Source organism: Pigmentiphaga sp. NML030171 (assembly GCF_002188635.1).
Classification (GTDB): Bacteria; Pseudomonadota; Gammaproteobacteria; order Burkholderiales; family Burkholderiaceae_B; genus Pigmentiphaga; species Pigmentiphaga daeguensis.
In genome coordinates this window covers 117,278-142,782 of the sequence record NZ_NINX01000032.1, presented here as the reverse complement: position 1 = coordinate 142,782, position 25,505 = coordinate 117,278, and the positions used below count along the sequence as shown (strand labels likewise).

Annotated in this window: 24 protein-coding genes; 14 read left to right on the top strand and 10 right to left on the bottom strand. The window is 67.8% G+C overall.

Annotated elements, in window-relative coordinates; genetic code table 11:
• Positions 1 to 29: 29 nt before the first annotated feature.
• Both CDO46_RS11720 and CDO46_RS11715 read right to left on the bottom strand, forming a co-directional pair.
• Entirely contained in the window at positions 30 to 869 is an 840-nt protein-coding gene (locus CDO46_RS11720; RefSeq protein ID WP_087838642.1) for an IclR family transcriptional regulator, read from the bottom strand.
• Between the two features lie 66 nt (positions 870 to 935).
• Positions 936 to 1,376: a MarR family winged helix-turn-helix transcriptional regulator gene (locus CDO46_RS11715; RefSeq protein ID WP_087838641.1), complete on the bottom strand. Its 441-nt coding sequence runs from the start codon at positions 1,374 to 1,376 to the stop codon at positions 936 to 938.
• 118 nt (positions 1,377 to 1,494) lie between these two features.
• Between CDO46_RS11715 and CDO46_RS11710 the strand changes: the two genes are divergently transcribed.
• Positions 1,495 to 1,848, top strand: coding sequence for a DUF1428 domain-containing protein (locus CDO46_RS11710; protein WP_087838748.1), 354 nt, complete (start codon positions 1,495 to 1,497; stop codon positions 1,846 to 1,848).
• 14 nt (positions 1,849 to 1,862) lie between these two features.
• Here the strand turns inward: CDO46_RS11710 and aac(6') are convergent, their stop codons facing one another.
• The 6 genes from aac(6') to CDO46_RS11680 all read right to left on the bottom strand — a co-directional run bounded on the left by aac(6') (position 1,863) and on the right by CDO46_RS11680 (position 12,368).
• Positions 1,863 to 2,333 carry an aminoglycoside 6'-N-acetyltransferase gene (gene aac(6') / locus CDO46_RS11705; protein ID WP_087838640.1) on the bottom strand — a complete coding sequence of 157 codons (471 nt, stop codon included), beginning with the start codon at positions 2,331 to 2,333 and terminating at the stop codon, positions 1,863 to 1,865.
• A complete protein-coding gene (locus CDO46_RS11700) occupies positions 2,330 to 3,886 on the bottom strand; it encodes an efflux transporter outer membrane subunit (protein ID WP_087838639.1) in 1,557 nt (518 codons plus the stop codon). Before CDO46_RS11700 ends, aac(6') begins: the two co-directional genes overlap by 4 nt.
• Complete coding sequence (locus tag CDO46_RS11695; protein ID WP_087838638.1) at positions 3,883 to 6,999, bottom strand: multidrug efflux RND transporter permease subunit; 3,117 nt, start codon at positions 6,997 to 6,999, stop codon at positions 3,883 to 3,885. Before CDO46_RS11695 ends, CDO46_RS11700 begins: the two co-directional genes overlap by 4 nt.
• Entirely contained in the window at positions 6,996 to 10,112 is a 3,117-nt protein-coding gene (locus tag CDO46_RS11690) for an MdtB/MuxB family multidrug efflux RND transporter permease subunit (protein ID WP_087838637.1), read from the bottom strand. Before CDO46_RS11690 ends, CDO46_RS11695 begins: the two co-directional genes overlap by 4 nt.
• A complete protein-coding gene (locus CDO46_RS11685) occupies positions 10,109 to 11,428 on the bottom strand; it encodes an MdtA/MuxA family multidrug efflux RND transporter periplasmic adaptor subunit (protein WP_087838636.1) in 1,320 nt (439 codons plus the stop codon). Before CDO46_RS11685 ends, CDO46_RS11690 begins: the two co-directional genes overlap by 4 nt.
• Positions 11,429 to 11,567: 139 nt before the next feature.
• On the bottom strand, positions 11,568 to 12,368 hold the full coding sequence (locus CDO46_RS11680) for a ComF family protein (RefSeq protein WP_140416858.1): 801 nt from the start codon (positions 12,366 to 12,368) through the stop codon (positions 11,568 to 11,570).
• A 102-nt stretch (positions 12,369 to 12,470) separates the two neighbouring features.
• Between CDO46_RS11680 and CDO46_RS11675 the strand changes: the two genes are divergently transcribed.
• The 7 genes from CDO46_RS11675 (at position 12,471) to CDO46_RS11650 (ending at position 18,379) form a co-directional block, all read left to right on the top strand.
• Positions 12,471 to 13,418 carry a methyltransferase domain-containing protein gene (locus CDO46_RS11675; RefSeq protein WP_087838635.1) on the top strand — a complete coding sequence of 316 codons (948 nt, stop codon included), beginning with the start codon at positions 12,471 to 12,473 and terminating at the stop codon, positions 13,416 to 13,418.
• 190 nt (positions 13,419 to 13,608) lie between these two features.
• On the top strand, positions 13,609 to 14,769 hold the full coding sequence (coxB, locus tag CDO46_RS11670; RefSeq protein WP_087838634.1) for a cytochrome c oxidase subunit II: 1,161 nt from the start codon (positions 13,609 to 13,611) through the stop codon (positions 14,767 to 14,769).
• A 111-nt stretch (positions 14,770 to 14,880) separates the two neighbouring features.
• On the top strand, positions 14,881 to 16,482 hold the full coding sequence (ctaD, locus tag CDO46_RS11665; protein ID WP_087838633.1) for a cytochrome c oxidase subunit I: 1,602 nt from the start codon (positions 14,881 to 14,883) through the stop codon (positions 16,480 to 16,482).
• Positions 16,483 to 16,593, top strand: coding sequence for a cytochrome oxidase small assembly protein (locus tag CDO46_RS28495; RefSeq protein WP_217896306.1), 111 nt, complete (start codon positions 16,483 to 16,485; stop codon positions 16,591 to 16,593).
• A 25-nt stretch (positions 16,594 to 16,618) separates the two neighbouring features.
• Entirely contained in the window at positions 16,619 to 17,218 is a 600-nt protein-coding gene (locus tag CDO46_RS11660; protein WP_087838632.1) for a cytochrome c oxidase assembly protein, read from the top strand.
• Entirely contained in the window at positions 17,215 to 17,430 is a 216-nt protein-coding gene (locus tag CDO46_RS11655) for a DUF2970 domain-containing protein (protein WP_087838631.1), read from the top strand. Before CDO46_RS11660 ends, CDO46_RS11655 begins: the two co-directional genes overlap by 4 nt.
• A gap of 73 nt (positions 17,431 to 17,503) precedes the next feature.
• Positions 17,504 to 18,379, top strand: coding sequence for a cytochrome c oxidase subunit 3 (locus CDO46_RS11650; RefSeq protein ID WP_087838630.1), 876 nt, complete (start codon positions 17,504 to 17,506; stop codon positions 18,377 to 18,379).
• Between the two features lie 267 nt (positions 18,380 to 18,646).
• Here the strand turns inward: CDO46_RS11650 and CDO46_RS11645 are convergent, their stop codons facing one another.
• Positions 18,647 to 18,847 (bottom strand): twin transmembrane helix small protein, encoded by a 201-nt coding sequence (locus CDO46_RS11645; protein ID WP_087838629.1) that lies wholly within the window; start codon positions 18,845 to 18,847, stop codon positions 18,647 to 18,649.
• A gap of 93 nt (positions 18,848 to 18,940) precedes the next feature.
• On the opposite strand from CDO46_RS11645, the gene CDO46_RS11640 reads away from it, so the two are divergent.
• Genes CDO46_RS11640 through CDO46_RS11620 form a run of 5 tightly spaced genes read left to right on the top strand, consistent with a single transcriptional unit; the run spans position 18,941 to position 22,961 of the window.
• Complete coding sequence (locus tag CDO46_RS11640; protein ID WP_087838628.1) at positions 18,941 to 19,726, top strand: SURF1 family protein; 786 nt, start codon at positions 18,941 to 18,943, stop codon at positions 19,724 to 19,726.
• On the top strand, positions 19,698 to 20,342 hold the full coding sequence (locus tag CDO46_RS11635) for a hypothetical protein (RefSeq protein WP_243724492.1): 645 nt from the start codon (positions 19,698 to 19,700) through the stop codon (positions 20,340 to 20,342). The genes CDO46_RS11640 and CDO46_RS11635 overlap by 29 nt, the downstream gene beginning before the upstream one ends.
• A gap of 9 nt (positions 20,343 to 20,351) precedes the next feature.
• Entirely contained in the window at positions 20,352 to 21,401 is a 1,050-nt protein-coding gene (locus CDO46_RS11630) for a heme A synthase (protein WP_087838627.1), read from the top strand.
• Positions 21,402 to 21,416: 15 nt separating this feature from the next.
• A complete protein-coding gene (gene cyoE / locus CDO46_RS11625) occupies positions 21,417 to 22,301 on the top strand; it encodes a heme o synthase (RefSeq protein WP_087838626.1) in 885 nt (294 codons plus the stop codon).
• Positions 22,302 to 22,361: 60 nt separating this feature from the next.
• The gene (locus CDO46_RS11620; protein WP_087838625.1) at positions 22,362 to 22,961 is read left to right on the top strand and encodes an SCO family protein; all 600 of its coding nucleotides are present in this window, start codon (positions 22,362 to 22,364) and stop codon (positions 22,959 to 22,961) included.
• A 610-nt stretch (positions 22,962 to 23,571) separates the two neighbouring features.
• On the opposite strand, the gene rpoH is transcribed toward CDO46_RS11620, so the two are convergent.
• Positions 23,572 to 24,486 carry an RNA polymerase sigma factor RpoH gene (rpoH, locus tag CDO46_RS11615; protein ID WP_087838624.1) on the bottom strand — a complete coding sequence of 305 codons (915 nt, stop codon included), beginning with the start codon at positions 24,484 to 24,486 and terminating at the stop codon, positions 23,572 to 23,574.
• 266 nt (positions 24,487 to 24,752) lie between these two features.
• Between rpoH and CDO46_RS11610 the strand changes: the two genes are divergently transcribed.
• Positions 24,753 to 25,454 carry a hypothetical protein gene (locus CDO46_RS11610; RefSeq protein WP_087838623.1) on the top strand — a complete coding sequence of 234 codons (702 nt, stop codon included), beginning with the start codon at positions 24,753 to 24,755 and terminating at the stop codon, positions 25,452 to 25,454.
• Positions 25,455 to 25,505: the final 51 nt, after the last annotated feature.

Below are 25,505 nucleotides of genomic sequence, written 5' to 3'. Positions count from 1 at the left end.
ATGCGTAAAAAGAGAACTGCCGATTACACCTAGATACCGTAGCCCAGCCGCTTGCTGACGGCGTCGGCCGCTTCGCGGACCCACCGGGCGACCTCCCCGCCCGGTTCCGGATCGAAGGCGCCGGTCGGGCCCAGCGCCGTGATGACCACGGTGACGGCACCGTCGGCGTTGAACACGGGGGCCGCCACCGCGCTGATGCCGTTCAGCATCACGTCGCGCACGGGGGCGCAGCCCATGGCGCGGACGGCGGCGAACAGGCGGTCGGCGGCCTCGCGGTCGGGAACCTGGCGGCGGTGCTCGGGCGTGGCGCCGGCCAGTTCGCCCGCGACCAGCGCGTCGAGCACCGCCGACCGCGCAAAGGCGCCGAAGGCCCGCCCGGTGGCCGACCACAGCACCGGCATGACCGAGCCGACACGCACATTCACCGCCACCGGCTGGACCGGCTCGCTCCAGCGGACGATGGTCGGGCCGGCGTTGCCCAGCACCGAGACGAAGCAGGACAGGTTGTGCGATTCGCCCAGCCGCGCCAGTTCGGCGGCGGCCAGCGTCAGGGCGTCCGACTGCCGCATGGCGGCCAGCCCGATGGCCAGCGATTCGGGGCCCAGCACGTAACGCGAGGTGGCCGGGTCCTGGATGACGAACCCGGCCTCGACCAGGCTGGCCAGGTAGCGGTGGACCTTGGCCGGGCTTTCCCCCAGCCGGCCCGCCAGCGCGGTCAGCGGCGCGGCGCCCCCCATGGCGGCCAGGGTCTTGAGCACCGCCATGCCGGTGCCGGCCGACTGCACCTTGCTGCGGCGGGAGGCGGCCCTGGCGGGCGCGGTATCGGCAGGGGACGAAAGGGGCGTGGCGGTGTCGCGCTTGCTGGGCATGGGATGGGAAAGAGAAAGGGATGCGCGCTATGTTACGCAAAAGGCGGTTGCGCGCCTTGTCCCGTATCAGGACAGCGCCGCCAGGCCCGCCCGCAGCGCGGCGGCCGGGTGCTCGCCCAGGTCGGCGTCGATTCCAGCATGGGTGGCGCGCCAGATGGGCAGTGCCCGCGCCAGGGCCGCATGTCCCTTTTCGGTCAGGACCAGCAGGCGGCTGCGGCGGTCGCCGGGGTCCACGTCCACCCGCACCAGTCCCTCGCGCTCCAGCGGCTTCAGGGCGGCGGTCAGTGTCGTCCTGTCCATGGCCAGCAATTGGGCCACGGGCGCCATGGGGGGAGGCTCGGGCCGGTTCAGCGACATCAGCAGCGAGAATTGCCCATTGGTCAGGCCCGCCGGCCGCAGGGCATCGTCGAAGCGCTTGGCCAGCGCCCGCGCCGCGCGCTGCACGTGCAGGCACAGGCAGGTGTCGCGCACTTCCTGCGTGGTGTCGAACGGAATTTTCTTTGACATGATGAGGCTATTATGTTGATATCAACATAAATGTCAAATTGGCGAGGCATGATCGCCAACGAAGACCGGTTCGCCGCGGGGCGGACCGCCACACCCGCAAAGGAGATCGACGATGGCGATGAAATACGTGGAGGGTTTCCTCGTGGCCGTGCCGGCCGCCAACAAGGAGCAGTACATCAAGCACGCCGCCGACGCGGCGCCGCTGTTCAAGGAATTCGGCGTCACGCGCATGGTCGAGTGCTGGGGCGACGACGTGCCCGACGGCAAGCTGACCGATTTCCGCCGGGCCGTGCAGGCCAAGGAAGACGAAGTGGTCGTCTTCAGCTGGTTCGAGTATCCGTCCAAGGAAGTACGGGATGCCGCCAACCAGAAGATGATGTCCGACCCACGCATGAAGAGCATGGGCGAAACCATGCCTTTCGACGGCAAGCGCATGATATTCGGCGGCTTTGTTCCCGTCGTGGACGTCTGACGGGCGGGCGGCGTCTAGCCGCGTTCGGCCAAGGCCTTGCGGAAGTACACGACCCTCTCGGTTTCCTCGAAGCCCAGGGCCCGGTGCATGTGCTGCGAGCCAACGGCGTCGGCGGCCGCGTCCGAGGCGAACTCGGTGCAGCCCAGCGACCGCGCCCAGGCCTCGGCCGCCGCGCACAGGCGCCGCGCGACACCCTGGCGTCGCGCGGCCGGGTCCACGTAAATGCCTTCCAGGAAACCCACGGGCGAGGTCTCGCAGCCGTTCACGTAGTCCCGCCGCAGCGACGCCTCGGCCAGGCCGATAGCCCGGCCGGCGGCGTCGCGCGCGATCCAGGCCGCCTCGGCGTCGGGTGGGCCGTCCAGGATGCCGCGCACCTGCTCGGTCTTGGCCATCGTGCCTTCGCCGGGCCAGAGGGCGTCGCGCAGGGTGGCCCAATCGGCGACGTCGGCGGGGCCGCAGCGCCCGATGGTGTGGCCGTCCGTCATTGCGTGGCCGTATCGGCCTTGGCGCCGTCCTGCTTCGAAGCCAGGGCGTCGGCGTGCCAGCCGCCGCCCAGCGCTGCGATCAGGTTCACGCTGGCGGTCAGGCGATTGCCCAGCAATGACAGCGCGGTGCGTTCGTTGCTGAGCGCCGAGGTCTGCACCGTGACCACGCTCAGGTAGTCGATCAGGCCGGACTCGAACTGGTTGGTGGTGAGCCGCAGCGATTCGCGCGCCGCATCCAGGGCACGCTGTTGCACGGCCTGCTCTTCCTCCATCACGCGCAGTTGCGACAGATAGTTCTCCACCTCACCCAGCGCGGACAGCACAGTCTGCCGGTAGGCGGCCACCTGCTGGTCGTAAGTGGCTTCGGCCTGGCGGGTCTGCGCGCGGCGCAGGCCGGCGTCGAACAGCGGCGCGGCCAGCGAAGGGCCAAGAGACCAGAAGCGCGCCGGCGCGGTCAGCCAGTCCGAGAACTGCGAACTGCGATAACCCAGCGAGGCCGACAGCGTCAACGACGGGAAGTAGGCCGCCTTGGCGACGCCGATGCGGGCATTGGCCGCCTGGACCTGGCGTTCGGCCGCGGCGATGTCGGGCCGGCGTTCCAGCAGCTCCGAGGGCAGGCCCACCGGGATGGCGGGCAGCATGGCCCGGAATTCCGTGGGCGCCAGGCTGAACTCGGACGGCGGCTGGCCGGCCAGGATGGCGATGGCGTGCTCGAGCTGGGCGCGCTGCCAGCGCAGGTCCACGGCCTGGGCCCGCGTCGATTCCAGCTGGGTGCGCGCCTGGGCGATCTCGGCCTTGGCCGAGACGCCCACCGCATAGCGGTTCTCGTTCAGGCGCAGCGAGCGTTCATAGACCTTGATGGTGGTTTCCAGCAGGCGCTGTTGCTCGTCCATGATCCGCAACTGGAAGTAATTGCGCGCCAGTTCGGCCTGTGCGCTCAGGTGGGCATTGGCCAGGTTGGCCGCGCTGGCCTGGGCGCTGGCGGTGTCGGCCTCGATGCTGCGGCGGATGCGGCCCCACAGGTCGGCTTCCCAGCTGGCCGTGGCGCTCATGCTGTATTGGTTGCGGATGCTTTGCGAGCCGCCCTGGCTGATGACGACGCCGCTGCTGTTGGTGGTGGTGCTGCTGCTGGTGCCGGTACCGCTGCGCGTGGCCGAGGCGCTGCCGCTCAGCGTGGGGAACTGCCCGGCGCGCGTGGCCTGCACGGTGGCCAGCGCCTGCCGGTACTGCGCCTCGGCCTGGGCGATGGTCTGGTTGGCGGTCTCGACCTGCGCCATCAGGCGCGACAGCTCGGGGTCGCCGAAGACCTCCCACCACGGGCCGCGGCGGACGTCGTCGCGAGGCTCGGCGGCCTTCCAGCCGGCGGCTTCCTTGAACTGGACGCCGCTGTTCACGGTCGGCCGCACGTAATCGGGCCCCATGGCGCATCCGGCCAGCAGGGCGGCCAGCGCGGCGCAGACGGCCAGGCGCGCGCCGCCGGTCCGCGGCGGGCGGTCATCGGAAAGCGGCGAAGGGCGGGGCGTGCCCGCCACGGCGGGCCACGTCTTGGTCATAGATTGTCTCCGGGTAGCGCAAGGCCCGCCGATCGCGGCCGGCCCCAGCGCCGTTGCGCCCGCCAGTGCAGGCGGTCGAGATACAGGTAGACCACCGGGGTGGTGAACAGCGTCAGCAACTGGCTGACGACCAGCCCGCCGACGATGGTGATGCCCAGCGGCTGGCGCAGCTCGGCGCCGGCGCCCGTGCTGATCACCAGCGGTACGGCGCCCAGGATGGCCGCCATGGTGGTCATCAGGATGGGACGAAAGCGCATCAGGCAGGCTTCGTGGATGGCCTCGCGCGAACTCAGCCCGCGCCGCCGCTCCGCATCCAGCGCGAAGTCCACCATCATGATGGCGTTCTTCTTGACGATGCCGATCAGCAGGAACACCCCGATCAGGGCGATCAGCGAGAACTCCCGGCCCAGCATCATCAGCGCCAGCAGGGCCCCCAGCCCGGCCGAGGGCAGGGTGGACAGGATGGTCAGCGGATGGATGTAGCTTTCGTACAGCATGCCCAGCACCAGGTACATGGTGACCAGCGCGGCCAGGATCAGCCAGGGCTGGGCGCTCAGCGACGATTGCAGCGCCTTGGCGCTGCCGGCGAAGCCCGCCTGGATCTCGGTGGTGGGCAGACTGATGCGGGCGACTGCCTCGTTGACCGCGCGCGTGGCCTGTTCCAGCGATACGCCCGGGGCCAGGTTGAAGGAGACGGTGTCGGCGGCGAACTGGCTCTCGTGCGAGACGCTCAGCGGCGCGTTCGTGGTGCGCCACTTCGCGAAGGCCGACAGCGGCACCCGCGCGCCGGTCGAGGTGACGACGGTGACCTGCTGCAGCGCGTCCGCGTTCTGCGCGAAGCGCTGGTCCACCTCCATGACCACCCGGTACTGGTTGAGCGGGTTGTAGATGACCGAGACCTGCCGCTGGCTGAACGAGTTGTTCAGCACCGCGGCGATCATCGACATGTTCACCCCCAGCCGCGTCGCGGTCTCGCGGTCGATCTCCAGCGAGATCTGCCGCCCCTTGTCCTCGACGTCCACGTCGACGTCGGCCAGCTCGGGCAGCGCGGCCAGCGCGCGCGTCACGCGCGGCATCCAGGTGCGCAGCGCCGACAGCTCCGAGGCCTTCAGCGAATACTGATAGCTGGAGTTGGACATGCGGGCCCCGATGCGTATGTCCTGGTTGGGCATCAGGAACATGCGCGCGCCGGGCACGTTGCCCAGCCTGCCCCGAAGCCGGTTCATCACCTCGTCCACCGATACCTTGCGCTCGGCCAGCGGCTTGAGCTGGATCATCATGAAGCTGGTGTTGCTGCCGCCGCGTCCGCCGCTGTAGCCGACCATGCTCTCGACCGCCGGATCGGCCAGCACCACCTTGCGGAAGTATTCCAGCTTGGGACGCATGGCCTGGAAGGACGTGCCCTGGTCGGCGCGGATGAAGCCCATCAGCTGGCCCGTGTCCTGCTGGGGGAAGAAGCCCTTGGGCACCTTGACGTACAGGTAGACATTGAGCCCGATTACCACGCCCAGCACGAGCAGGGTCAGCAGCGAATGGCGCAGCACCCAGTGCAGCGCCCGGCCGTAGCCCCGCGTCATGCCGGCGAAGCCGGCTTCCATCAGGCGGGAGATCCGCCCCGGGGGCCGCTGCTCGCGCACCGGGCGCAGCATGCGGGCGCACATCATGGGCGTCAGGGTGACGGACACGATCAGCGACATCAGGATGGCGGCGGACAGCGTGACCGAGAATTCGCGGAACAGCCGGCCGACGATGTCGCCCATCAGCAGGATGGGGATGAATACCGCGATCAGCGACAGGCTCATCGACAGCACCGTGAAGCCGACCTCGCGCGAGCCCACGAGGGCCGCCCGCAGCGGCGACATGCCGGCCTCCAGGTGCCGCGAGATGTTCTCCAGCACGACGATGGCGTCGTCCACCACGAAACCGGTGGCGACGATCAGTGCCATCAGCGACATGGTGTTGAGCGAGTAGCCGCACAGGTACATCACGGCGAAGGTGGCGATGAGCGAGACCGGCACCGCCACGCTGGGGATGATGGCGGCGCGGACGTTGCGCAGGAACAGCAGCACCACCAGGATGACCAGGATGACGGCGATGATGAGCGTGTGCTCGGCCTCGGCCAGCGAGGCGCGGATGCTGGGCGTGCGGTCCTGCGCCACGGTCAGCGCCACGTCGCCCGGCAGCAGCGCCTGCATCTGCGGCAGCGCTTCGCGGATGCGGTCCACCGTCTCGATGATGTTGGCGTCGGCCTGGCGCCCCACCACCAGCAGGATGGCCGGGCTGTTGTTCAGGAAGCCCATGTTGAAGAGGTCTTCCACCGAATCCTCGACGCGCGCCACGTCGCTCAGCATCACGGGCGAGCCGTTGCGGTAGGCCACGATCAGCCCGCGATACTCGCGCGCCTTGCGCAACTGGTCGTTGGTGGCGACCTGCCAGCTCGTCTCGTCGTTCTCGAGCACGCCTTTCGGGCCGCGCGCGTTGGCGTTGTTCAGCGCGGTGCGCACTTCGTCCAGCGCGATGCCGTACTGGTTGAGCGCGGTGGGGTTCAGTTCCACCCGCACCGCGGGAAGCGAACTGCCGCCCACCTGGACGTCGCTGACACCCTTGATCTGCGCGATGCGCTGCGCCAGGATGGTCGAGCCCACGTCGTAGAGCTGGCCCTGGTCCAGCGTGGGCGAGGTCAGCGCCAGCACCATGATGGGCGCCGAGGCAGGGTTGCGCTTGGTGTAGGTCGGATTGCTGCGCAGCGCGCTGGGCAGCATGGTGCGCGCCGCGTTGATGGCGCCCTGCACGTCGCGCGCAGCGCCGTCGATGTCGCGGCTCAGGTCGAATTGCAGCGTGATGCTGGCCGAGCCCTGGGTGCTGCGCGAGGTCATCTCGCTGATCCCGGCGATGCTGCCCAGCGCGCGCTCCAGGGGCGTGGCGACGCTGGAGGCCATGGTCTCGGGGCTGGCGCCGGGCAGGCTGGCGCGCACCGATATCGTGGGGAAGTCCACTTGCGGCAAGGGCGCGACCGGCAGCTTGACGAAGGCCAGGGCGCCGGCCAGCACCACGGCGATGGCCAGCAGCACCGTGGCCACCGGCCGCATGATGAACGGCGCGGAGATGTTCATGGCGTGCCGCCCGGCTGGCCCAGCGAGGCCGTGCGCCGTTCGCGCCTGCGGTTCATCGCGTGGCCCAGGCGGTCGAACATCAGGTAGATGACCGGCGTCGTGAACAGCGTCAGCAACTGGCTGAACAGCAGGCCGCCCACCATCACGATGCCCAGCGGCTGGCGCAGCTCGGCGCCGCTACCGGTACTGAGCATCAGCGGCACGGCGCCGAACAGCGCGGCGCAGGTCGTCATCAGGATGGGCCGGAAGCGCAGCAGCGCGGCCTGGTGGATGGCGTCGCGCGGCGCCATGCCCTGCTTGCGCTCGGCCTCGAGCGCGAAATCGATCATCATGATGGCATTCTTCTTCACGATGCCGATCAACAGGATGATCCCGATGATGCCGATCATGTCGAGATCGCTGCCCGCGATCATCAGCGCCAGCAGCGCGCCCACCCCGGCCGAAGGCAGGGTGGACAGGATGGTGATGGGGTGGATGTAGCTTTCGTACAGCACGCCCAGCACAATGTACATCGTGGCGATGGCCGCCAGGATCAGCAGCAGCGTGCTGTTCAGCGAGGCCTGGAAGGCCTGGGCCGCGCCCTGGAAGCTGGTCTGGATGCCGAGCGGCATGCCGATCTCGTGCTCGGCCTGCAGGATGGCGTCCACCGCGCCGCTGAGCGAGGCGCCATGGGCCAGGTTGAACGAGACCGTGGCCGAGGGGAACTGGCCCAGGTGGCTGATCGACAGCGCCGTCGTCCGTTCGGATACCTGCACGATGTTGGTCAGCGGCACCTGCTTGCCGTCGGCGGTCGCCACGTAGATCTGTGACAGCGACGACGGGTCCTGGCGGAACTGCGGCGCCGCTTCCAGCACCACGCGGTACTGGTTGGCCTGGGTGAAGATGGTCGATATCAGCCGCTGGCCCAGCGCGTCGTACAACGCGTTGTTGATGTCGGCCGCGGTCACGCCCAGCCGCGAGGCGGCATTGCGGTCGATCTCGACGTAGGTCTGCAGGCCGCGGTCCTGCAGGTCGTGGGTGACGTCGGCCAGCTGCGGCAACTGCCTGAGCCGGTCGACCAGCTTGCGGGTCCAGGTGCCCAGGGTGTCCAGGTCGGGGTCCTGCAGCGTGAACTGGTACTGGGTGCGGCTGACGCTGTCCTCGATGGTCAGGTCCTGCACCGGTTGCATGTACAGCCGCAGGTCCTCGAGCTTGTCCAGTTGCGGCTGCAGGCGGGCGATCACCTGCGCCGCCGACGCGCTGCGTTCGGCATGGGGCTTCAGGTTGATCTGCAGGCGGCCGGTGTTGAGCGTGGCGTTGGTGCCGTCCACGCCGATGAAGGACGACAGGCTGGCCACGTCGGGGTCGCGCAGGATGATGTCGGCCGCGGCCTGCTGGCGCCGCGCCATGGCGGCGAAGGATACCGACGGCGAGCTTTCGCTGATGGCCTGGATGACGCCCGTGTCCTGCTGGGGAAAGAAGCCCTTGGGGATGACGGCGTACAGCAGCACCGTCAGCAGCAGCGTGCCCAGCGCGACCAGCAGCGTCAGCGGCTGGTGCGAAAGCACCCAGCGCAGCATGCGGTCGTAGCCGGCGATGATGCGGTCGAACCATTCGCCGCTCTTGCGGTAGAACCGGCCCTGTTCCTCGTCGGGTATGTGCCGCAGGTACTTCGAGCACATCATGGGAGTCAGGCTGAGCGAGACCACCAGCGAGATCAGGATGGAGACCGCCAGCGTGATGGCGAACTCGCGGAACAGCCGGCCGATCACGTCGCCCATGAACAGCAGCGGGATCAGCACGGCGATCAGCGAGAACGTGAGCGAGATCAGCGTGAAGCCGATCTGCGCCGCGCCCTTCAGGGCCGCCTGCACCGGCGTCTCGCCCTGCTCCAGATAGCGGGCGATGTTCTCGATCATGACGATGGCGTCGTCCACCACGAAGCCGGTGGCGATGGTCAGCGCCATCAGCGTGAGGTTGTTGATGCTGAAACCGGCCAGGTACATGACGCCGAAGGTGCCGATCAGCGACAACGGCACGACCACGCTCGGGATGATGGTGGCCGTGAGGTTGCGCAGGAACACGAAGGTGACCATGACCACCAGCGCGACCGCCAGCATCAGCTCGAACTGCACGTCCTTCACGGACGAGCGGATGGATTCGGTGCGGTCCGACAGCACGGCCACGTCCAGCGTGCTGGGCAGGGCCGCCTGCAGGTCGGGCAGCAGCTTGCGGATGTTGTCCACCACCTGGATCACGTTGGCCCCGGGTTGGCGCTGCACGTTCAGCAGGATGGCGGGCTGGCCGCCGGCCCAGGCGGCCTGGCGGGTGTTCTCGGCGTCGCGCTCGATCTCGGCCACGTCCGACAGCCGCACCGGCGCGTTGTTGGCGTAGGCGATGATCAGGTCGCGGTACTGCTCGATGGTCTTCAACTGGTCGTTGGCGTCGAGCGTGGTGGCGCGCGTGGGACCGTCGAAGTTGCCCTTGGGCTGGTTGACGTTGGCGCCGGTGATGGCGGTGCGGATATTGCCGAGGTTTAGCCCCACCGAGGCCAGGGCGCGCGGATTCGCGCGGATGCGCACGGCCGGGCGTTGGCCGCCGGCGATGCTGACCAGGCCCACGCCCGATACCTGCGAAATCTTCTGCGCCATGCGCGTGTCCACCAGGTCGCGCACCTGGTAGAGCGGCAGCGTGGGCGAGCTGATCGCCAGCGTCAGGACCGGCGTGTCGGCGGGATTGACCTTGTTGTAGATGGGCGGCGCGGGCAGGTCGTTGGGCAGCAGGTTCGAGCCGGCGTTGATGGCGGCCTGGACCTCTTGCTCGGCCACGTCCAGCGGCAGGTCGAGGTTGAACTTCAGGGTGATGACCGAGGCGCCGCCCGAACTGATGGACGACATCTGGTTCAGGCCCGGCATCTGGCCGAACTGGCGCTCCAGCGGAGCCGTCACCAGCGAGGTCATGACGTCGGGGCTGGCGCCGGGATATTGCGTGACCACCTGGATGGTGGGGTAGTCGACCTCGGGCAGGGCCGAGACCGGCAGCATCTTGTAGGCGATCAGCCCCGACAGCAGGATCGCCACCATCGCCAGCGACGTGGCGATGGGGCGCAGGATGAACAGCCGCGACGGATTCATGGCGCGGCGCGTCCGTTGCCTCGGCGGCGCGCGCCCTGGCCGGCGCCGCGCTGCAACTGCGAGCCGGCGGCCTCGGGAACGGCCTCGCTGCCTGTCACGACCTGGACCTGGGCGCCGTCGCGCAGGCGGTCCACGCCCTCGACCACGATGCGGTCACCGGGCTTGAGCCCCTCCTGCACCGACACGCGCTCGCCATCGCTCGGGCCGAGCTTGATCACGCGCAGCGACACGGTGTTGTCGTCGTTGACGACGTAGACGAAGGTGCCCGGCGTGCCCCGCTGCACCGCCCCCGCGGGAATGACCGTGGCGCCGGCCAGCGTGCGCACGTGCAGCCGGGCGTTGACGAACTGGTTCGGGAACAGGCTTTCGTCCTTGTTCTCGAAGCGGGCCTTGAGCTTGACCGTGCCGGTGGTCGTGTCGATCTGGTTGTCCACCGTGGTCAGCACGCCGTCGGCGATGTGGCGCACGTCGGCCCGGTCGTAGGCCTGGACGGCCAGCGTCTTGCCCGCGCGCAACTGGGCCAGCACGTCGGGCAGGTCGGCCTCGGCGATGGTGAACAGCAGGGAAATGGGCTGGGTCTGGGTGATGATGACCAGGCCGTTGGTGTCGCTGCTGCGCACGAGGTTGCCCAGGTCGACCTGGCGCAGGCCCAGGCGGCCGGAGATCGGGGCCACCACGCGGGTGTAGTCCAGCTGCAGCTTGGCGTTGTCCACCGCGGCCTGGTTGGTCTTGAGCGTGCCTTCGTACTGGCGCACCAGGGCCACCTGGGTATCCACCTGCTGGCGCGCGATCGAATCCTGCGCGTACAGGGTCTGGTAGCGTTCGAGGTCGCGCCGCGCGTTGTCGAGCTGCGCGCGGTTCTGTTCCAGCGTGCCCTGGGCCTGGGCCAGCGCCACCTGGTAGGGGCGCGGGTCGATCTGCACCAGCAGGTCGCCGGCCTTGACGAGCTGGCCTTCCTGGAAAAGGATCTTCTGCAGCTCGCCGTCGACCTTGCTGCGCACGGTGGCCGTGTTGTATGCGGTAACCGTGCCCAGCGCCTTCAGATAGACCTTCATGTCCTCGGCTCGGGCGGGCGAGACCCGGACCGGCGTGGCCGCCTGGAAGCCGCCGGGGCCGCCCGGGCCGCCGGGTCCGCGCGGTGCGCCGGCCCCCGGCTTGCCCGCGTCGGGCGCCGCCTGCTGGCGCGCATGCCACCACCAGTATCCGCCGCCGGCCAGGGCGACCACGACCGCCAGCCAGAGCCAGCGCAGTTTTTTCTTGCCGTTCGACGTGGAAGAAGACGGAGCCCGTTCGGGCTGAGGGGGAATATCGGCCATGGAGTTCCAGAAAAGGCTTGCCTGATTCGCGCCGCGAGGAAAATGCCCCGGATCGCGGCGCCCTCTAAGGTATTCCAGTTGCGCCGCAATGTGTTGACAAGAAGCCCGGGTTTGAAATCGATCGAAATCGTTTGTTGCCTCAGTCCCGACATTCTGCCCGTGGCCTTGCGCGCGAACCGGCTGGGAATTGCCCTGGGGTGCGCGCGACGGCCAATGCGACCACCGAGGCGGCCCCGGCCATCCGCAGCGCGGCCGCCGCTGCATGCAGGGTGCTGCCCGTGGTCATGACGTCGTCCACCAGGCCGATGCGCAGCCCGCCGGCCCGGGGAGCGCAAGCATACAGTCCCCGCACCGCCTCGCGCCTGCCCAGGCGCCCCAGGCCGCTCTGCTTGGCCTGTTCGCGGCTGCGGCGCAGCAGGTCGTGCCGCACCGGCAGCGCCAGGTCGCGGCCCAGGGCGCGGGCGATCTCGGCGGCGGGGTTGAAGCCGCGCCGCCGCAGCGAGGCGTAGGACGACGGAATGGGAACCAATACGGTCCCGGGCTCCAGGGGTCGAGCCTGGTGGCGCACCGCTTCGGCCAGGAGGTTGCCCAGCAGGTCGGCCCGGCCATAGCGGCGGCCGTTCTTCAGTTGCAGCACCAGGGCGTCGGCCGGCGGCGCATAGTCGAAGGCGATGATGGTGCGGGTGAACGCCGGAACCTGGCCCGCGCAGTCGGGGCAGGCGGTGTCGTGCTCCGGCAGGGGCAGCGCGCACCGGGCGCAGCGCCACGGCAGGCCCAGCCCCGGCGAGGTGCGGGCGGTCCAGCAGACGGCGTCTTCGCAGGCGGCGCACAGCATGCCGCCCCGGCTGCGGCCGGCGCACAGCGGGCAGTCGGACGGCACGAGCGCCCGCAGGCGCGCCGCCAGGTGCCGCCAGCGCGGCATGGGAAAGGGTCCGGGCATGAAAAATCTGTCGGTGGCATCATGGAGGGTGGGCGCGGCCCGTGCGCCCGGGCGCTTTTGCGCCGCAGTTTAGGGATTCCTTGGATTTTCGTGCGTGTTGCAATGACAGAAAGCTCCCATCCAGACCGCCTGCCGTCGCTGCCGCTGGCGCGCGAGCACGTCGCGCTGCAGTTCGGGCGCCGGGGCGACCTGGAGGCGGCGCAGTTCCTGTACGGCGAGATAGGCGCCCGCATGTTCGAGCGCCTGGAATACATCCGGCTGGCGCCCAAGGCCATGCTGGATGCGGGCTGCGGCGCCGGCGCGGCGCTGGAGCGCCTGCAGGCGCGCTATCCCGGGGCCGCCTATACCGGCGTGGATCTCAGCGCCGCGGTGCTGGCCCATGCGCGCCGGCTGCACCTGCCCTCGTCGGTGGGGGCCCGGCTGCGCCATTCCGCGCTGAAGCTGGCCGGCCGCGGCGCGCCGCAACTGCCGGCGTTCGTCCAGGCCGACATGGCCGGAACGGGCCTGCCGCCCGAGTCGCTGGACCTGGTCTGGTCCAACATGGCGCTGCACTGGCATCCCGAGCCGCACGCGGTGCTGGCCGAATGGCGCCGCCTGCTGCGCGTGGGCGGGCTGGCGATGTTCAGCTGCCTGGGGCCGGCGACGTTCCGCGAGCTGCGCGAGGCCGTGGCGCGGGCGGGCCTTGCCACGGCCACGCCAGAGTTCGTCGACATGCACGACTTCGGCGACCTGCTGATCGAGAACGGTTTCGCGGATCCGGTGATGGACCAGGAGGTGCTCACCTTCACCTACCGGCATGCCGACAGCCTGCTCGACGACGTGCGGCGCCTGGGCGGCAATCCCGCGCGGGGCCGCAAGCGGGGGCTGGCCACGCGCGCATGGCGCGCCCGGCTGGTCGAGGCCATCGAGGCGGGACGAGGGCCGGACGGCCTGATCCGCCTGACGGCCGAGGTCGCCTACGGCCATGCGTGGCGGGCCGCGTCGTACCGTTCGGCGCCAGGCGAGACGCACGTTCCGGTCTCGTCCATACGGCGTGGCGGAGTGCGTTGAGCCTGCTCGGAAGCGGGTCGGGTTGCTGGTCCTGTCTGGCACCCCGTATAATCCTGCGATTCTATGCGCTAGCAACATAATTATTTTCCAAGGCGCATGGTAAGGAGTTTTGTGGCGGTGGGGGCCCGCGCAAGCTGCGCACGGTGTCGGCTGCCTGAATAACACTAAACGCTGTTCTTCGAGGTCGGACATGAAGAAGTGGTTGGGTGGGTCGTTGGGGGCGTTGATGGTCAGCATGCTGGCCGGCAACGCAGCATTTGCCGTCAACGACAGCGTGGGCGGCCCGAAAGTCAATCAGCTCAATCTGCACGAGCCCGTCACCAGCATCGCGGCGCAGATCGAGTGGCTGCACTGGATGATGCTGGCCATCTGTTTGGTCATCTTCATCGCGGTGTTCGCGGTGATGTTCTATTCCATCTGGGCGCACCGGAAGTCGCGCGGCGCCAAGCCCGCGTCGTTCCACGAGAGCATAGGCGTCGAAGTCGCCTGGACCGTGATTCCGTTCCTGATCGTGATCGGCATGGCCCTGCCGGCCACCAAGACCGTGGTCGCGATGAAGGACACGTCCAATGCCGACCTGACGGTGAAGGCCACCGGCTACCAATGGAAATGGGGCTACGACTACCTGAACGGCGAAGGCGAGGGCATCTCCTTCCTGTCCAACCTGTCCACCCCGATGGAGCAGCGCAACGGTACCGAACCCAAGGGCGACAACTACCTGATCGAGGTCGACAATCCCCTGGTCGTGCCGGTCAACAAGAAGGTCCGCGTCATCACCACCGCCAACGACGTCATCCACGCGTGGATGGTGCCGGCCTTCGGCGTCAAGCAGGACGCGATCCCCGGATTCGTGCGCGACACCTGGTTCCGCGCCGAGAAAACCGGCGAATTCCGCGGCCAGTGCGCGGAACTGTGCGGCAAGGACCACGCCTTCATGCCCATCGTCGTGAAGGTCGTCTCCCAGGAGGACTATAGTAAGTGGGTCGAGGAGCAGAAGGCCAAGCTGGCCGCGCAAGCCGACGATCCCAACAAGACCTGGACGGCCGACGAACTGAAGACCCGCGGCGAAAAGGTGTTCGCGTCCAATTGCGTGGCCTGTCACCAGGCCAACGGCAAGGGCGTGCCGGGCACCTTCCCCGCGCTGGATGCCGACCCGACCGTACTGGGCCCCAAGGACAAGCAGATCGAAACCGTGCTGAAGGGCCGTCCCGGCACCGCCATGGCCTCGTTCGCGCACCTGTCCGACGTCGAGATCGCCGCCGCCATCACCTATACCCGCAATGCCTGGAGCAACGCGGGCAAGGGCCAGGATCCCGTCGTGCAGCCCGCCGATGTGAAGTCGGCCCGCTAAGGACGAGCGGCCGCCCCGCGGGGGCGGCCTGCAGTACCGGTTCAGTTTTCACATATTGAGCGCCTTCGTCACGATAGCGAAGACAGCAGTACGGAGCAGCAAGGAGCCATCATGAGCAGCACCGCGATCGATCACGCCCACGGGCACGATCATGACGACCACGCCCACGGCCATCCGACTGGCTGGCGGCGCTGGCTGTTCGCCACGAACCACAAAGATATCGGTACGATGTACCTGATCTTTTCCTTCACGATGCTGATGGAAGGCGGACTGCTGGCGCTGCTGCTGCGCACCGAGCTGTTCGAGCCGGGCATCCAGTTCTTCCAGCCCGAGCTGTTCAACCAGTTCACCACCATGCACGGCCTGATCATGGTGTTCGGCGCGATCATGCCGGCCTTCGTGGGCTTCGCGAACTGGATGATCCCGCTGCAGATCGGCGCCTCGGACATGGCCTTTGCGCGGATGAACAACTTCAGCTTCTGGCTGCTGCCCGTCGCCGCCATCCTGCTGACGGTCTCGTTCTTCGTGCCGGGCGGCGCCACCGCCGCGGGCTGGACGCTGTACGCGCCGCTGTCGGTCCAGATGGGCCCCGGCATGGACTTCGCGATCTTCGCCGTGCACATCATGGGCGCCTCGTCCATCATGGGCGCGATCAACATCATCGTGACCATCCTGAACATGCGCGCGCCCGGCATGACGCTGATGAAGATGCCGCTGTTCTGCTGGACCTGGCTCATCACCGCCTACCTGCTGATCGCCGTGATGCCCGTGCTGGCCGGCGCCATCACCATGGTGCTGACCGACCGCCATTTCGGCACCTCGTTCTTCAACGCGGCCGGCGGCGGCGATCCGGTCATGTACCAGCACATCTTCTGGTTCTTCGGGCACCCCGAGGTCTACATCATGATCTTGCCGGCGTTCGGCATCGTGTCGGCCATCGTCCCGGTTTTCGCCCGCAAGCGCCTGTTCGGCTATGCCTCTATGGTCTACGCCACGGCCTCGATCGCCATCCTGTCGTTCATCGTGTGGGCCCACCACATGTTCACGACCGGCATGCCCGTCACCGGCCAGCTGTTCTTCATGTACGCGACCATGCTGATCGCGGTGCCCACCGGCGTGAAGATCTTCAACTGGCTGGCCACCATGTGGCGCGGCTCGATGACCTTCGAGACGCCGATGCTGTTCGCGATCGGCTTCATCTTCGTGTTCACGATGGGCGGCTTCACCGGCCTGATCCTGGCCGTCGCGCCCATCGACATCCAGGTGCAGGACACCTACTACGTGGTGGCGCACTTCCACTACGTGCTGGTGGCCGGTTCGCTGTTCGCGCTGTTCGGCGGCACCTACTACTGGCTGCCGAAGTGGACGGGCGTGATGTATGACGAGAAGCTCGGCAAGATCCACTTCTGGTCGTCGCTGATCTCGTTCAACGTCACCTTCTTCCCGATGCACTTCCTGGGCCTGGCCGGCATGCCCCGCCGCTATGCGGACTACGCCGCCCAGTTCACCGACTTCCACCAGATCGCCACCATCGGCGCCTTCTGGTTCGGCCTGTCGCAACTGCTGTTCCTGTACGTCGTGCTGAAGGCCTACCGGGGCCATGGCGAGCCCGCTCCCGCCAACCCCTGGGGCGCCGAGGACGGCGGCCTGGAGTGGACCCTTCCTTCGCCGGCGCCGTACCATTCGTTCGAAACGCCGCCTCAGGTCAAGTAGATGGTCACGTCCGAGCAGCGCCGCCGCAACCGGCGCACGGGCCTTGCACTCGCAGTTCTGGTCGCCGCGTTTTTCCTCGCGGTGATCCTGCGCAAGGTCTTCCTCGGCTGACCCGATACGTGTCGCAGGTGCCCGCATGACGCATCCCGACCCCAGGCAACCCGCCAAGCCCGCGTCCGACAACTGTCGGATGCTGGGCAAGCTGGCCGTCATCATCGCGATGATGTTCGGCTTCGGCTATGCGCTGGTTCCCATGTACCGCGCCATTTGCGAGGTGACGGGCATCAACGTGCTGACCAAGGTCGACGACGATGCCGCCGCCTTCGCGCGCAATACGCAGGTCGACACCAGCCGTACCGTCAAGATCGTGTTCGATGCGAACATCCACGGTCCATGGCGGTTCCGGCCGGTGCAGTCGTCCATGGACGTCAATCCGGGCGAGCTGGCGACCATCGTCTACGAGATCGCCAACCAGCAGGACCGCGAAATGGCGGGGCAGGCCATCCCCAGCTATGCGCCCATGGTGGCCGGCCAGTATTTCAAGAAGCTGGAGTGCTTCTGTTTTTCCCAGCAGGACCTGAAAGCGCGCGAGACGCGCCAGTTCCCGGTGGTGTTCGTGGTGGATCCCAAGCTGCCGAAGGATGTGCATACGATCACGCTGTCGTATACGTTCTTCGAGGTCGGCGGACGGTCGGCCGACGTGCGGCCCGCCGCCGGGTCCGGAGGCAAGAGTTGAGCGACGACCTGAAATCGGCCGCCGGCCGCAAGCTCAATTTCTTCCAGACCCTGGGCGCGGTGCTGTGGTCCTTCACGGGTTTGCGGCGCGGGGCGGACTACCGCAACGATGCCGCCAAGCTCAATCCGATCTACGTCATCATCGCCGGTGTCGTGATGGCGGTGGTGTTTGTGGTAGTGCTGCTGCTGATCGTCAGGACGGTCGTCGGCTAGAAGAACAAGGATGGCCGGGAAGGCCGTCTCCGAATCATGTGCGGTTTTGTGGAATTCGCGAAGGAGAGTTGAGATGAGTGCAAGTCACTCGGTTTCGGGCAAGGAGGCGCCGTACTATTTCGTGCCGGCTCCATCCATGCATCCCGCCACGGCCAGCCTGGCACTGCTGTTCTTCCTGCTGGGCATGGCCCTGTGGGTCAACAGCGTGAGCGTCGGCCCATGGTTCGTGCTGGCCGGCGTGCTCGGCTTCCTCTTCGTGCTCTACCGCTGGTTCGGCGATGCCATCGCCGAGTCCACCGGCGGGCTCTACAGCAAGCGTGTCGACGTTTCGTACCGCTGGAGCATGAGCTGGTTCATCTTCTCCGAGGTCATGTTCTTCGCCGCCTTCTTCGGCGCGCTGTTCTACGCCCGCGCGTTCACCACGCCCTGGCTGTCGGACCTCGACAACCGCATGGTGCTGTGGCCGGATTTCGCCGGCGCCTGGCCCAATACCGGCCCGGCCGGGACCATCGAGCCCTTCACCGCGATGGGGCCCTTCTGGATCCCCACCATCAACACCGCCCTGCTGCTGACCTCGGGCGTGACGCTGACGATCTCGCACCACGCGCTGCTGGCCAGCAACCGCGCGAAGGCCGCCTTCTGGCTGTTCGTCACCATCCTGCTGGGCGCGACCTTCATGGGCTTCCAGGCCTATGAGTATTTCCATGCGTACACCGAGCTGAACCTCAAGCTCACCTCGGGCGCCTTCGGCTCCACGTTCTACATGCTGACGGGCTTCCACGGCTTCCACGTCACCATGGGCGCCATCATGCTGGCGGTGATGCTGCGCCGCCTGATCCGGGGCGACTTCACGGCTACCCACCATTTCGGCTTCGAAGGCGCCGCCTGGTACTGGCACTTCGTCGACGTCGTGTGGCTGGGCTTGTACCTCTTCGTCTACTGGTTCTAGAAGGGAACCCCCCCTACGCGCTGACGCGCGCCCCCCCAGGGGGGCGGCACTGGCGGACCGGCGGAGCCGGATCCGCTGTGCCCTGGTTCGGGGGGGGCGTGAGACGGAAGGGGGACATGTTCTCTGCGGCCTGCGACAGTTGGCCGCTTCCCGGGGTGTGTGGGGGCAGGCACACTAGCAGGCTGGGCCTTCCGGTGAGCCGGACAGGGGCCTGCCCTTCGGGGCCGCCGGGGCCGTCCAGATGCCGCGCCGCCTGGCGCGGGCCGGTCAACGCAGGCCGGTGCTCTGGATCCAGCCCATCCAATGGGCGAACAGCACGAACAGGAACAACAGCACCGACAGGCCGATCCGGGCCGTCAGCGCGTAGACCATACGCTTGCTATTGCCGGTGTCCCTCATCAGGTAGACCAGGGCGGAACCCAAGCTGTACAGAATGCCGACGAAGGCTATGCCTACTATGATGCGCATCGAATCTCTCCTCCAGCCCGCGATTATGGCAGTCCGCGCGGTGCCGTGCGCTTCTTCCGCTGCATGAAACGCTCGGCGCCCCATCCTGCCGGCATGCCGGCGCCGATCCCGCCGGCCGGCCGCAGGCATGCCGGCGGTGGGTCGGTCCCGCTGGCCCTGGTGCTGCTGGCCGCCACCGTGGCGGTCACGGTCGCGCTGGGCCGCTGGCAACTGGGGCGGGCTCACGAAAAAGCCGCCACCCTGGCCGCGCTGGAAGCGGGCCGCGGCTTGCCGCCCTTGGCCCTGGGGCCGGAGCGGACCGCCCAGGACCTGATCCCCTGGCGGTCGGCCCAGGCCTCCGGCCACTGGCTGGCCGACCGGACGGTGCTGCTGGACAACCGCATGGCGGACGGCCGGCCGGGTTTCTGGGTCGTGACGCCGCTGGCGTTCGACGACGAGGGCCGGCAGGCGGTGGCCGTACTGCGGGGCTGGCTGCCGCGTCCCGTGCCCGACGCCCCGGTCACCGTACGTACGCCGACCGGCCCGGTCACCGTGCGGGGCGAACTCGTCCCGCGCGTGCCGCGCCTGTTCGAACTGCCCGCGTTGAGCGGGCGCAAGCGCGACGAGTTGGCATCGAGCCTGCCCGGCTGGCCCGGCGCGCCGCCCCGGGTGCAGAACCTGGAGCTGGAGACCTACGCCAAGGCCGCGGGTGTGGCCCTGCTGCCCGCCGTGCTGGAGCAGACCGGCGAAGCGCCGGACGGGCTGGTCCGCGACTGGGCCGGTCCGCCTACCAATATAGACACGCACCGCGGTTATGCGTTGCAGTGGTTTTCGTTCGCGGCCATCGCCGCCATCGCCTTTGGAGTCATCCTTGTCCGAGTCCTCCGCCCGAAACGCTAGCGGCGCCGCCGTCCGGCCACGGCGCTCGCTGTTCGCCCTGTACGCGGTGCTGGCGATCTGCGCCGCGCCCGTGGTGGCGGCCGCGCTGGTCTATTTCCTGGAATGGCGTCCGGGCAGCGCCGGCACCAACTACGGCGACCTGGTCGAGCCGCAGCGCCCGGTTCCGCCGGCCGAGCAACTGCAATTGACGGACCTGGACGGCACGCCGTTCGACCTGCGCAGCCTGAACGGCAAGTGGGTCATGGTGGCCGCCCACGGCGGCGACTGCGGCGACGAGTGCGCCAAGAAGCTCTACATCATGCGCCAGACGCATGCCAGCACGGGCAAGAACGTGGGGCGCATCGAGCGCGTCTGGCTGATCCTGGACGACGAGCCCGTGCCGACCGTGGTCATCCGCGCCTACGAAGGCACCCACATGGTCCGCGCCCGGGCCGAGCAGGTGGGGCGCTTCCTCGCGCTGCCGCCCGGCGTCGACGCCACGCCCGCGGCGCTCGGCCAGCACATCTGGCTGGTCGACCCTCGCAACAACCTGATGCTGCGCTTCCCCGAGAATCCCGATCCCCTGCGCCTGCGCGAGGACATCGGCAAGCTGCTGCACGCGTCGCGCATCGGCTAGGGCGGGACCATGGACACGCAACGCCTCGAAGAGGGCACCACCCGGATCCGCGCCCGCTACGCCAGGCTGGTGGCGATCACGATGTTCCTGACCTTCGACCTGATCATGTTCGGCGCCTTCGTGCGGCTGACCGATTCCGGCCTGGGCTGCCCCGACTGGCCGGGTTGCTACGGCAATGCGTCCCCGATCGGGGCGCGGCATGACATCCACGCCGCCGCGACGGCCATGCCCGAAGGACCGGTTACACTATCCAAGGCCTGGATAGAGATGATCCACCGCTACGCGGGCACCCTGCTGGGCATGCTGATCATCGGCATCGTGTTCATGGCCTGGCGCCACCGCAAGGCGCTGGCACAGTCCCCCTGGCTGGCCACGGTGATCCTGCCGGCGGTCTGCCTGCAGGGGGCCTTCGGCGCCTGGACCGTCACCCATCAACTGATGCCGGCCGTGGTCACCGCCCACCTGCTGGGCGGGATCAGCCTGCTGGCGCTGCTGACCTGGCTGTCGGCCAGGCAGACCGTGCTGCCGGATATCGTGCCGGAAGCCGGACGTTGGCGGAAATACGTGGCGGTCGGCCTGGTGTTGCTGTATACGCAGCTGGCGCTGGGGGGCTGGGTCAGCACGAATTACGCGGCGCTGGCCTGCATGGATTTCCCGACCTGCCACGGCCAGTGGCTGCCGGACATGGACTTCGGCGGCGGCTATTCGATCGTGCGCGGGCTGGGCGAGCTGCCATCGGGCGAGATCATCTCGCAAAGCGCGCTGACCGCCATCCACTGGACGCATCGCAATTTCGCGTTCGTGGTCCTGATCTACCTGGGCGGATTGGCGCTCAGGTTGCGCCGATACGACGGCCTGCAGGGGCCGTCGCGGGCGCTGCTGGCCATGCTCGTGGTGCAACTGCTGACCGGGCTGACCAGCATTTTCCTGCAATGGCCTATAGTGATCGCCGTGCTGCATAACGGCGGGGCCGCCGTCCTGACCATCCTGTGCGTGACGCTGCTGGTCAGGCTGGGACGGGCCCGCCACGCGCCGGATGGCGGCGCGAGGGCCTACTGAAGTTCGGGAATCCTCATGGAAAGCATTACTGTGTCTACCGTCAGTCTGCGTCTTCGGCAATATTGGGTGCTGACCAAGCCTCGCGTCAGCCAGCTTGCCGTTTTCTGCGCGGTCATCGGCATGTTCCTCGCCACCCCCGCCGTGCCGCCGTGGCAGACCGTGATCGCGGCGACGATAGGCATCTGGCTGCTGGCGGCGGCCGCCTTCGCCATCAACTGCCTGATCGAGGAGCAGGTCGACGCGCGCATGGCCCGCACCGCGCACCGGCCCACCGCGCGGGGCGACATCGGCGCGCTGCAGATTATCGCCATGTCGGGCGTGGTCGGCGGCCTGGGCATGACCGTGCTCTACACCCTGGTCAATCCGCTGACCATGTGGCTGACCTTCGCGACCTTCGTCGGCTACGCCATCATCTATACCGTCATCCTGAAGCCCCGCACGCCGCAGAACATCGTGATCGGCGGCCTTTCCGGCGCCATGCCGCCGGCGCTGGGCTGGGCCGCCGTGGCCGACAGCGTCCCGGCCGAGGCGTGGCTGCTGGTACTGATCATCTTCATCTGGACGCCGCCGCATTTCTGGGCCCTGGCGCTGTACCGCACCAAGGACTACGAGAACGCCGGCCTGCCCATGCTGCCCGTCACGCACGGCCAGAAGCTCACGCGGCTGCACATCCTGCTGTATTCCGTGGCGCTGTTCGCCACCACGCTGCTGCCCTACGTGATCCGCATGAGCGGCCTGGTCTACCTGGCCAGCGCCGTGGCCCTGGGGCTGGTGTTCGTGGGCTATGCCTGGAAGCTCTACCGCAGCTACAGCGACGAGCTGGCGCGGCGCCTGTTTCGCTATTCGATCCTGTATCTGTCGCTGCTGTTCGCGGCCCTGCTGGTCGATCACTGGTTGTGAGGGACGTCCGCCCGTGTCCGGGCGGATTCTCCCTCCGTTTGTCGTCATTGAGGGTTAGTCATGGCCGAGTTTGCTGTTTCCCGCCGTTTCGTCCTGCGCGCCGGCGCTGCCGCCGTGGCGGCGGCGATGTTGGCGGCTTGCCAGAAGAAGCCTTCGTTCAACAGCACCGACGTGAGCGGATCGGATCTGGGAACGGATCTGTCCCTGACGGATTTCAACGGACAGCCGCGCACGCTGCAGGACTTCAAGGGCAAGGTCCTGGTGGTGTTCTTCGGCTTCGTGCAGTGTCCCGACGTGTGTCCGACCACGCTGGCCGAGTTCGTGCAGGTCAAGAGCAGCCTGGGCAAGGACGGCGACAAGGTCCAGGTCGCCTTCGTGACGGTGGATCCCGAGCGTGACACGCCCGAGATCCTGCGTGCGTACGTGACCCAGTTCGACCCCAGCTTCCTCGGGCTGCGCGGCGACGCCGATGCCACCGCCCGCGTGGCCAAGTCCTTCAAGGTGTTCTACGCCAAGGTCCCCGGCAAGGAGCCCGGTTCCTACACCATGGACCACACCGCCGGCGTCTACATCTACGACCCCGACGGCCACCTGCGCCTCTTCGCCCGCCACAATGCCGGCGTCGACGCCCTGGCCAGCGACATTCGCCAATTGTTGTAAAGGGAGACCCACCCCCTACGCCCTTCGGGCGCCCCCTCAAGGGGGCGAAACCGGCGGACTGGCAAAGCCAGATCCGCGGTTTCCTGGGTCTAGTACCTGTTTCGTGCTACGCCACGCCGTTGCTATCGCTGGCAGCCAGCGATAGCAACGGTGCCACAATCCAAGAAACCGGTACTAGACCCAGGATGCGGTGGATCCGGCTTTGCCGGTCCACCCGCATTGCCCCCTGGGGGCGCGCGTCAGCGCGTAGGGGGAGCATAAAAAAACGGGACACCGAAGGTGTCCCGTGGAATATCCGCCTCAAGTGGGGGGGAGGGAGGAGAAAAGCAGAGGCGGATGTATCGGCTGGTACCGGCAGACTGCGCCGGAAGAAACGTCGAGCGGGGGAAGCCCGACATTCCGACACGAGGGCGTTGCACCCAAAGCGTGTCCCACCTGATGGTTAGTCCACGCCCAGGCGGGGAAGTTCACCCGCCACCCGTGTTTCCACGTAAATTTCCGCCATTTCTGTAACTTCGTGTGACGGCTGTCGCGCCCAAATAAAAAGGGCGGATCCGGTGCTCCGGAATCCGCCCTCGGGCTCGTGTCGCCCTGGCCGCTGCCTGCGGGGTCAGGCGTACTCGGCCAGCGCTCCGCGCATCTTGGTCATGGCGCGGGCCTCGATCTGCCGGATGCGCTCGGCGGACACACCGAATTCGTCCGCGAGTTCCTGCAGGGTGGCGCCACCTTCGTCTTTCAGCCAGCGCGCCTCGATGATGCGGCGCGACCGCTCGTCCAGGCTATCCAGCGCTTGCAGCAGTCCGCTGCCGTGCAGTTCGTCGCGGCGGCGTTCCTCGAGGATGGCGCTGGGCTCGTGCTGGCCTTCGTCCGACAGGTAGGCGATAGGGGCGAAATCGTTTTCGCCGTCATCGGTGCCACGGCCTTCCAGGGCCATGTCCTGCCCGTACAGGCGCACTTCCATCTCGGTCACGTCCTGCGGCCGCACGTTCAGGCTGGCGGCGATTTCCTCGACCTGCTCCGGCGTCAGCGCATGCGAGTCCGGTTTCAGGCTGCGCAGGTTGAAGAACAGCTTGCGCTGGGCCTTGGTGGTCGCCACCTTGACCAGGCGCCAGTTCTTCAGGATGTACTCGTGGATCTCGGCCTTGACCCAATGGATGGCGAAGGAGACCAGCCGTACGCCGCGGTTGGGGTCGAAGCGCTTGACGGCCTTCATCAGGCCGACGTTGCCTTCCTGGATCAGGTCGGCGTGCGGCAATCCGTAGCCCAGGTATTGGCGGGCGATGGCCACCACCAGGCGCAGGTGCGACAGCACCAGTTCGCGGGCGGCGTTGAGGTCCTGCTTTTCCTGGTAGCGCAGGGCCAGGTCGTGTTCCTGCTCGGCCGTCAGCACCGGCAGGCGGTTGACGGCGCCGATATAGGCTTCGATCGTGCCAAGGGCGCCCGGGTTGGCGATGGCCAGGGCCAGCGCGCCCGGACCGCTTGTGGCGGGTGCGAGGACGTTGGACTGATTCGACGAACGTTTCATAAACGGCTTACCTCCATGTCTGAAGGTTAGCACTCTCGAACAAAGAGTGCTAATGGGTGTTTTTGATGGGTGCGATAAAGCGATTCGATCGCTGTGCAATGCAGCACGGCGAGCGGACCCGGTCGGGACGGCGCCGGAGGGAAGCCGATGGGGACCGGGCTTGGGCGGGCGATCAGGGTTTCATACTGCATAGACCATGAAATCGGCGTATCGTTCGCGGAAACCTGCATTTTCCGACCTTCTATATTGATGCGTCCCCAATAAACATGGCCCGCCTTCCCCGCCTGTACGCTCCGGATCTTCCCCATCTCGCCCAGGCCCGTTTCACGGTTCCCCTGTCGGCGGGGGGCGACGGCGGCGCCATGCTGGACCAGGTGGCCGCCTGGCTGGAGGCCGACGCCCGGCAGCACGGCGTGGCCGTTCATGGGTGGGCGCTTACTTTCGATCAACTGTTGCTGATGGCCACGCCCTCGGGCCCAGGCGGGATTTCGGCCGTGATCCAGTCCCTGGGACGCCGCCTGGCCGCCCGATTACATATAGGCAGGGTCTTTGCCGGCCGGTTCCGCTCCACGCTGGTCGAGCCGGGCGCCTGGGTGCTGCCCTGCCTGATCTGGCTCGAGACGGTCCCGCTGCGCCAGGGGCTGGCCGGCGATGCGGAACTGTGGCGCTGGTCCTCGGCCCCGGCGCACGTGGGGGCCGCGGCGGCGGGGCTGCTGCACGACCATGCCGACTATTGGGCCTGCGGCAATACGCCGTTCGACCGGCAGGCCAACTACCGCGCCAGAATGGCCGAGGGCGTGGCGCCCTCGGCGGCGCAGCGCATCGAACAGGCGCTATACGGCCAATGGGCCTTGGGTGGGCCGGCCTTCGTGCAGTCGCTCGAGGGCACCAGCAGCCGGCGCGCCGCGGCCAGCAAGCGGGGGAGGCCCCGGAAACAGCCGCGAGCAGAGGATGAAAACGCACGGTAATGGTGCGACCCCAATTTAATTTCCTCGATTTGTAGCCTGGATAATAATTGG